The 4900-nt window shown below is 39.4% G+C and carries 6 protein-coding genes, 2 tRNA genes and 1 pseudogene; 1 reads left to right on the forward strand and 8 read right to left on the reverse strand.

Annotated elements, in window-relative coordinates:
- A pseudogene (locus HT724_RS09855) lies at positions 1 to 138 on the forward strand (IS30 family transposase); the annotation flags it as partial.
- A gap of 376 nt (positions 139 to 514) precedes the next feature.
- On the opposite strand, the gene HT724_RS09860 reads toward HT724_RS09855, so the two are convergent.
- From HT724_RS09860 to HT724_RS09895, 8 genes are all read right to left on the reverse strand, one after another.
- A complete protein-coding gene (locus tag HT724_RS09860; RefSeq protein WP_000866697.1) occupies positions 515 to 1114 on the reverse strand; it encodes a response regulator transcription factor in 600 nt (199 codons plus the stop codon).
- Positions 1115 to 2212: a sensor histidine kinase gene (locus HT724_RS09865; RefSeq protein WP_173276879.1), complete on the reverse strand. Its 1098-nt coding sequence runs from the start codon at positions 2210 to 2212 to the stop codon at positions 1115 to 1117.
- A complete protein-coding gene (locus HT724_RS09870) occupies positions 2212 to 2949 on the reverse strand; it encodes an ABC transporter permease (RefSeq protein WP_173276880.1) in 738 nt (245 codons plus the stop codon). Before HT724_RS09870 ends, HT724_RS09865 begins: the two co-directional genes overlap by 1 nt.
- A gap of 1 nt (position 2950) precedes the next feature.
- Positions 2951 to 3835, reverse strand: a complete 885-nt coding sequence (locus tag HT724_RS09875) for an ABC transporter ATP-binding protein (protein WP_173276881.1) — start codon at positions 3833 to 3835, stop codon at positions 2951 to 2953.
- Positions 3822 to 4016 carry a hypothetical protein gene (locus HT724_RS09880; protein ID WP_000708869.1) on the reverse strand — a complete coding sequence of 65 codons (195 nt, stop codon included), beginning with the start codon at positions 4014 to 4016 and terminating at the stop codon, positions 3822 to 3824. Before HT724_RS09880 ends, HT724_RS09875 begins: the two co-directional genes overlap by 14 nt.
- A complete protein-coding gene (locus HT724_RS09885) occupies positions 4013 to 4219 on the reverse strand; it encodes a hypothetical protein (protein ID WP_173276882.1) in 207 nt (68 codons plus the stop codon). Before HT724_RS09885 ends, HT724_RS09880 begins: the two co-directional genes overlap by 4 nt.
- Before the next feature lie 488 nt (positions 4220 to 4707).
- Positions 4708 to 4781: transfer RNA gene (locus tag HT724_RS09890), tRNA-Pro, on the reverse strand.
- Between the two features lie 15 nt (positions 4782 to 4796).
- Positions 4797 to 4870, reverse strand: a tRNA-Arg gene (locus HT724_RS09895).
- Between the last annotated feature and the right edge of the window lie 30 nt (positions 4871 to 4900).

Raw genomic sequence — 4900 nt, forward strand, 5'->3', positions numbered from 1 at the left:
GCTGCTTTGAATGGAAAGTTAGCCTATGAACTCTTTGCCTTTACCTATGGAGAAGAAATTCCTAAACTTCTCGGCATTTCTAAAATACCTGCAGAAGATGTCTCTCAGTCGTCTAAATTACTCCAACATAAGTTCTAAAAACTAATCTTTAACCGCATTCAAACGTCTCACACTAACTTCCACCATAGCGGAACTTAATCTGAAACGCTTTCAGATGAGGGGATTTTGTGCGCTCTTTTTTTCTATTCATTTTGGCTACAAAAGCGATGAAACCAAGCATGATTAAAACCAGTGGAACTTACCCTGACACGGATTTCCACTGGTTTTTAGGATTTTTATCAGACTAACTTCCACTTGGATTAGCGGTGGAAGTTAGTGTGGGAATTTACCATTTTAGCTCTGGCTACCACCTTTGACGAAACAAAAAGGAGGAAACTAAGCCTCCTCAAGTTACAAATTATTTCATTGAATCCCATCAATTTTAGCACATAATGGTTTTCGAGTTATGATAGTATCACAACCAACCAGATTCTTTCGCGATATTAGCTGCCTCTGTTCGATTACCTGCATCTAGTTTTGAAAGAATATTGGTGACATAGTTTCGGACGGTTCCGTTTGATAAATAAAGTTGATCTGCAATTTCTTGGTTAGACAAGCCCTGAGCAATTCCCTTTAAAACTGCGATTTCTTGCTCCGTTAATGGATTGGGATGCATCATCACCACTTCCATCAATTCAGGCGAATACTCCTTGCCTCCTTCGAGGACGGTGTGCAAGGTTTGCATGAGGTCTGCAATGTTTCTTTCTTTTAATACATAAGCATCTACTCCAGCCTTGACCGCACGTTCAAAATACCCTGGGCGCTTGAAGGTCGTCACTACAACCACCTTTGTTTCGAGCTTTTCTGCTCGTATCCACTCCAAGACTTCAAGACCAGTCTTAACAGGCATCTCTACATCAAGAATGGCAATATCTACGGACTCTTTTTCTAAGAGTTGGATTGCTTCTTGCCCATTCTTGGCTTGTAAGACAGACTCTACATCTGCTTGAAAGGCAAGCAACTGGCACATAGCATCTCGCAACATACTTTGATCTTCTGCGACTAATACTTTCATCTACTTTCTCTCCTTATAAGGTAGTCGAACCTGAACTTCTGTCGGTTGTTTCCAACTAATTACCTTTACTTCTCCCGAAAACGGAAGAATACGATCTCGAACTGTATGGAGGTCATCCCCCTTTATAGAAGCAAAGCCACAGCCATCATCTCTCACTGTTAGAATGAGTTCTTTCTCTGTCCGTTCTAATTTTAAGTAGACTTTAGACGCTTTAGCATGTTTGATGATGTTGGTCACTAATTCAAGCAAAATCATGGAAGCCGTTGACTCCAATTTCTGAGTTAGACTAGCAGTATCTAATTGGTTATCCGTTTCCACCTCAATTCCAGCAATTTCTAACATCTTTTTCACAGTCTCTAGTTCGGATATCAAAGTTCTAGACTTAAGATTTTCCACAATGGTTCGCACTTCACGCATTGATTCTTTGCTAATTTGCTGTATTTCTCTTAATTCCTTTTCCACCTGTGGATAAGCCTGTATTTGAAATAACTGCAAGGCTAGATCAGTTTTAACACTCAGCATAGCAAAGGTATGCCCCAGACTATCATGCAAGTCCTGACCGATACGACTGCGTTCATTTTCAGCAAGCAATAGATTTATCTGGGCATTTTGCTTAGCCTGAGCTTCTTTCAAATCCTCCACAATACGAATCCGAACCAAGCCAAAAGTCATTAAATCGACAAAAGCAAGAATTACAAGTAGATAGAATAGAAACTCAACTTCGATTCTCTGAAAAATCAACAGTTGGCCCACAACAAGGACTTGAGCAAGAAGAAAAGTCCAGACATGTAAAGACTTTAAACCACCTACGCTGAAATGATAACTTAAGAGATTGGATAGGAAAAAGAAAAACCAGATATAATTAACAGCAACAAAGGCGGTATTCCCAGCTACATAGACCAGCATGATCCCCCAGAAAAGCCAAGATAGGCGCTGGCTCTTAGTTGTTAAAACACCCAAATATGCCACTACAAATAGAATATCAATCAATAAATGCCAGGCAGAAAGCCACCCAGTCACTACAGGTAGGATGGGGAAAATCATAAAAATTAAACTGGCCCAAAACATATAGTGTATGCTTTTCAGTCTTTCAAGCATTAAGCATTCTCCTTATGACCTTGAAGGTAAATGGTCAAACCAAACAAAACTGCTGAAAAAACAAGTAGATAAACTGTGGCTGATAAATTGATGCCACCCTCGTTTAAGAAGGTCTTGAGCAACTCCATCAACTGATAAGTTAGTAGACACTTCCCGATTGCTTGCATCCAGTCTGGAAATAAAGAGATGGGCATCCAGAGTCCGCCTAAAACAGCCAATCCTAGATAAAGAAGATTGCCCACGACAGACATCAGCTGACTAGTCGGTAACAGCGTCAAGGTTAAGCCAAGTGCTACAAAAGCAATACTTCCCAAAATAAGCAAAATCGCAGCACCAACCCAGCTTGCTAAAGGCATATCCACACCTCTTACAAAATGCCCAACTGAGAAAACAACCAGGATTGAGACCAAATAATCAACCATCATACTTGTTATCTTTGATAGATAATATTCTACCATATTTACAGGGGTATGGCGCAATGTTTTCTGCCAGTTGTTGATTTTATCGGTATGTAAAACAGCTGGAAATGAAAAGATAGCGGTCGACATCATGGAAAAGGCCGTCATGGAGATGAGGTAGTCGCGCATAAAATTAGCCGGTCCACCTGGTGTGTCCTGGTACATGCCTGAAAAGAATAAATAGAAGGCTGTCGGCATCCCTACGGATAATAGATAATAGACTAATTGTCGTTTGGTCAATAGAAATTCTATCTTGTTTAGTGCGATCCATCGTTTCATCTTAGTCATCTCCCTTTTGTGTTTCTTCAAAGATTGTATCCAGCAAGCTACGATTATTGACTTCAATTTCTTGAATCCTACATCCTGCCTGAACTAATAGTTCCCAGAAAGCGTCCGCTTCGCGTGTGACTACTTGTAGAGCATCTTGTTTTTGTGACCAGCTTTCAACCAAGACTGACTTCTCAACGACTTCCTTGTAAGCTAGAGGAAGGATAAAATGCTTTTCAATCTCCTCACTACGCATAGCAAGAGGCGTCGTATCACGAATCAACTCTCCCTTATTTAAAACCAAAATCCGGTCAGCTGTATGCTCTACCTCTTCAATATAATGAGACGAATAGAGAATGGTGACTCCTTGCGCTTTTAGGTCCTGAACAATTTCCCAAAAACGTTGACGGGTAGAGGTATCCATGGCCGCAGTTGGCTCATCTAAAAAGACAAGTTTTGGTCGGCCAATCAAGGTCAAGACAAAAGAGAAAAGACGCTTTTGCCCACCTGACAATTTTTCTGCAAATTGCTCTTTTTGTTGCTTGTCAAACTGCAATAGTTGATCGATCTCCTGGTTGCTCAAGGGATTTGGATAAATACTTTGAAAGAAAGCAATCAACTCTTTGACCTTTAATTTCTGAACGATGACATTTTCTTGAGGGAGATAGGATCTTGTGTAGTCTAACTGAGAACTCGTCACTGGCAAGCCTTGGATGGATACTTGATCGCTTGTGACCAGTTTATCTCCAAGCAAACAGTCCAAGAGTGTGGTCTTCCCAGCACCATTGGGCCCAATCAAGGCGACGCATTCACCTTCAGCTATCTCAAAGGAAATATCCTTCAAAATAGCCTTGCCCTTGATGTTTTTATTTAGGCTTTCTACCTTAATCATGTTCATGATATTCTCCTTTCAACCACTCCTTTCCCATAGGAAAGGCGATAAAAATCATAAATCCCAGTCCCCAGGCACCACGGATGAATTGGTGAAGGAAGGCTTGATCAAACCAACCTGTAAACATTTCTACCAACCATACCACTAGTGATAGTCCAATAAAAAGATAGAGAAACGCTTTTTTCATTTTTCAAACTCCTTTTTCACATCTGAGACTAATTTCAAACCTTCTCGGATAAGCCAGGACATCATTCCAAATCCTGCAAATAGCTCCCAAGGAAAATGATAGAAATCTTCATCCAATCCTGAGAACATGAGATAAGTCATGACTCCTGCTGTTACTAGACTCACTGCGATAATCATTTTATTTCTCATCTCTTCTTCCTCCATTTCATACTTCAATTATAGTCTTTTGAAGTTAGCGGAGCTAGATACTTCTGTCACTCGTAAATATGACAAATGTCATAAAAAATTCTGTTCAAAACAAGCAAGATACACTATACAATAAAACACAATTAGAAAAATCTAATGCAACTTCCTCAAAAGAGATATCAAACCCAATTCACACCATAATGTAAACTAATACTTATTTAAAATCAAAAAGAGTAGAAATTTTTATCAGACAAACACATATATTATAGGCGGGACTAAAAAACTCTTCAATTACTTTCTTAAAAGTTTGTAAGAATTATACAATCTGTTAAATTTTAATTTATGTACCTAAACTACAGTATTCATTGAACAAATCAGGAAACAAAAAAATATACGCGATCAAAATGAATTACTGAAAATCAAAAAAGAGAGAACCAAACTGATTCTCTCTTAATGTATATAATATCTAGTTTTAAAAATAAACACTCACATATCTCTGTAATATATCGGGAAGACAGGATTCGAACCTGCGACACCTTGGTCCCAAACCAAGTACTCTACCAAGCTGAGCTACTTCCCGAGTTAAATAGAAAAATGCACCCTAGAGGAGTCGAACCTCTAACCGCCTGATTCGTAGTCAGGTACTCTATCCAGTTGAGCTAAGGGTGCTCTATATTATGCCGAGGACCGGAATCGAAC

Source organism: Streptococcus sp. k-402 (assembly GCF_013277515.1).
Classification (GTDB): domain Bacteria; phylum Bacillota; class Bacilli; order Lactobacillales; family Streptococcaceae; genus Streptococcus.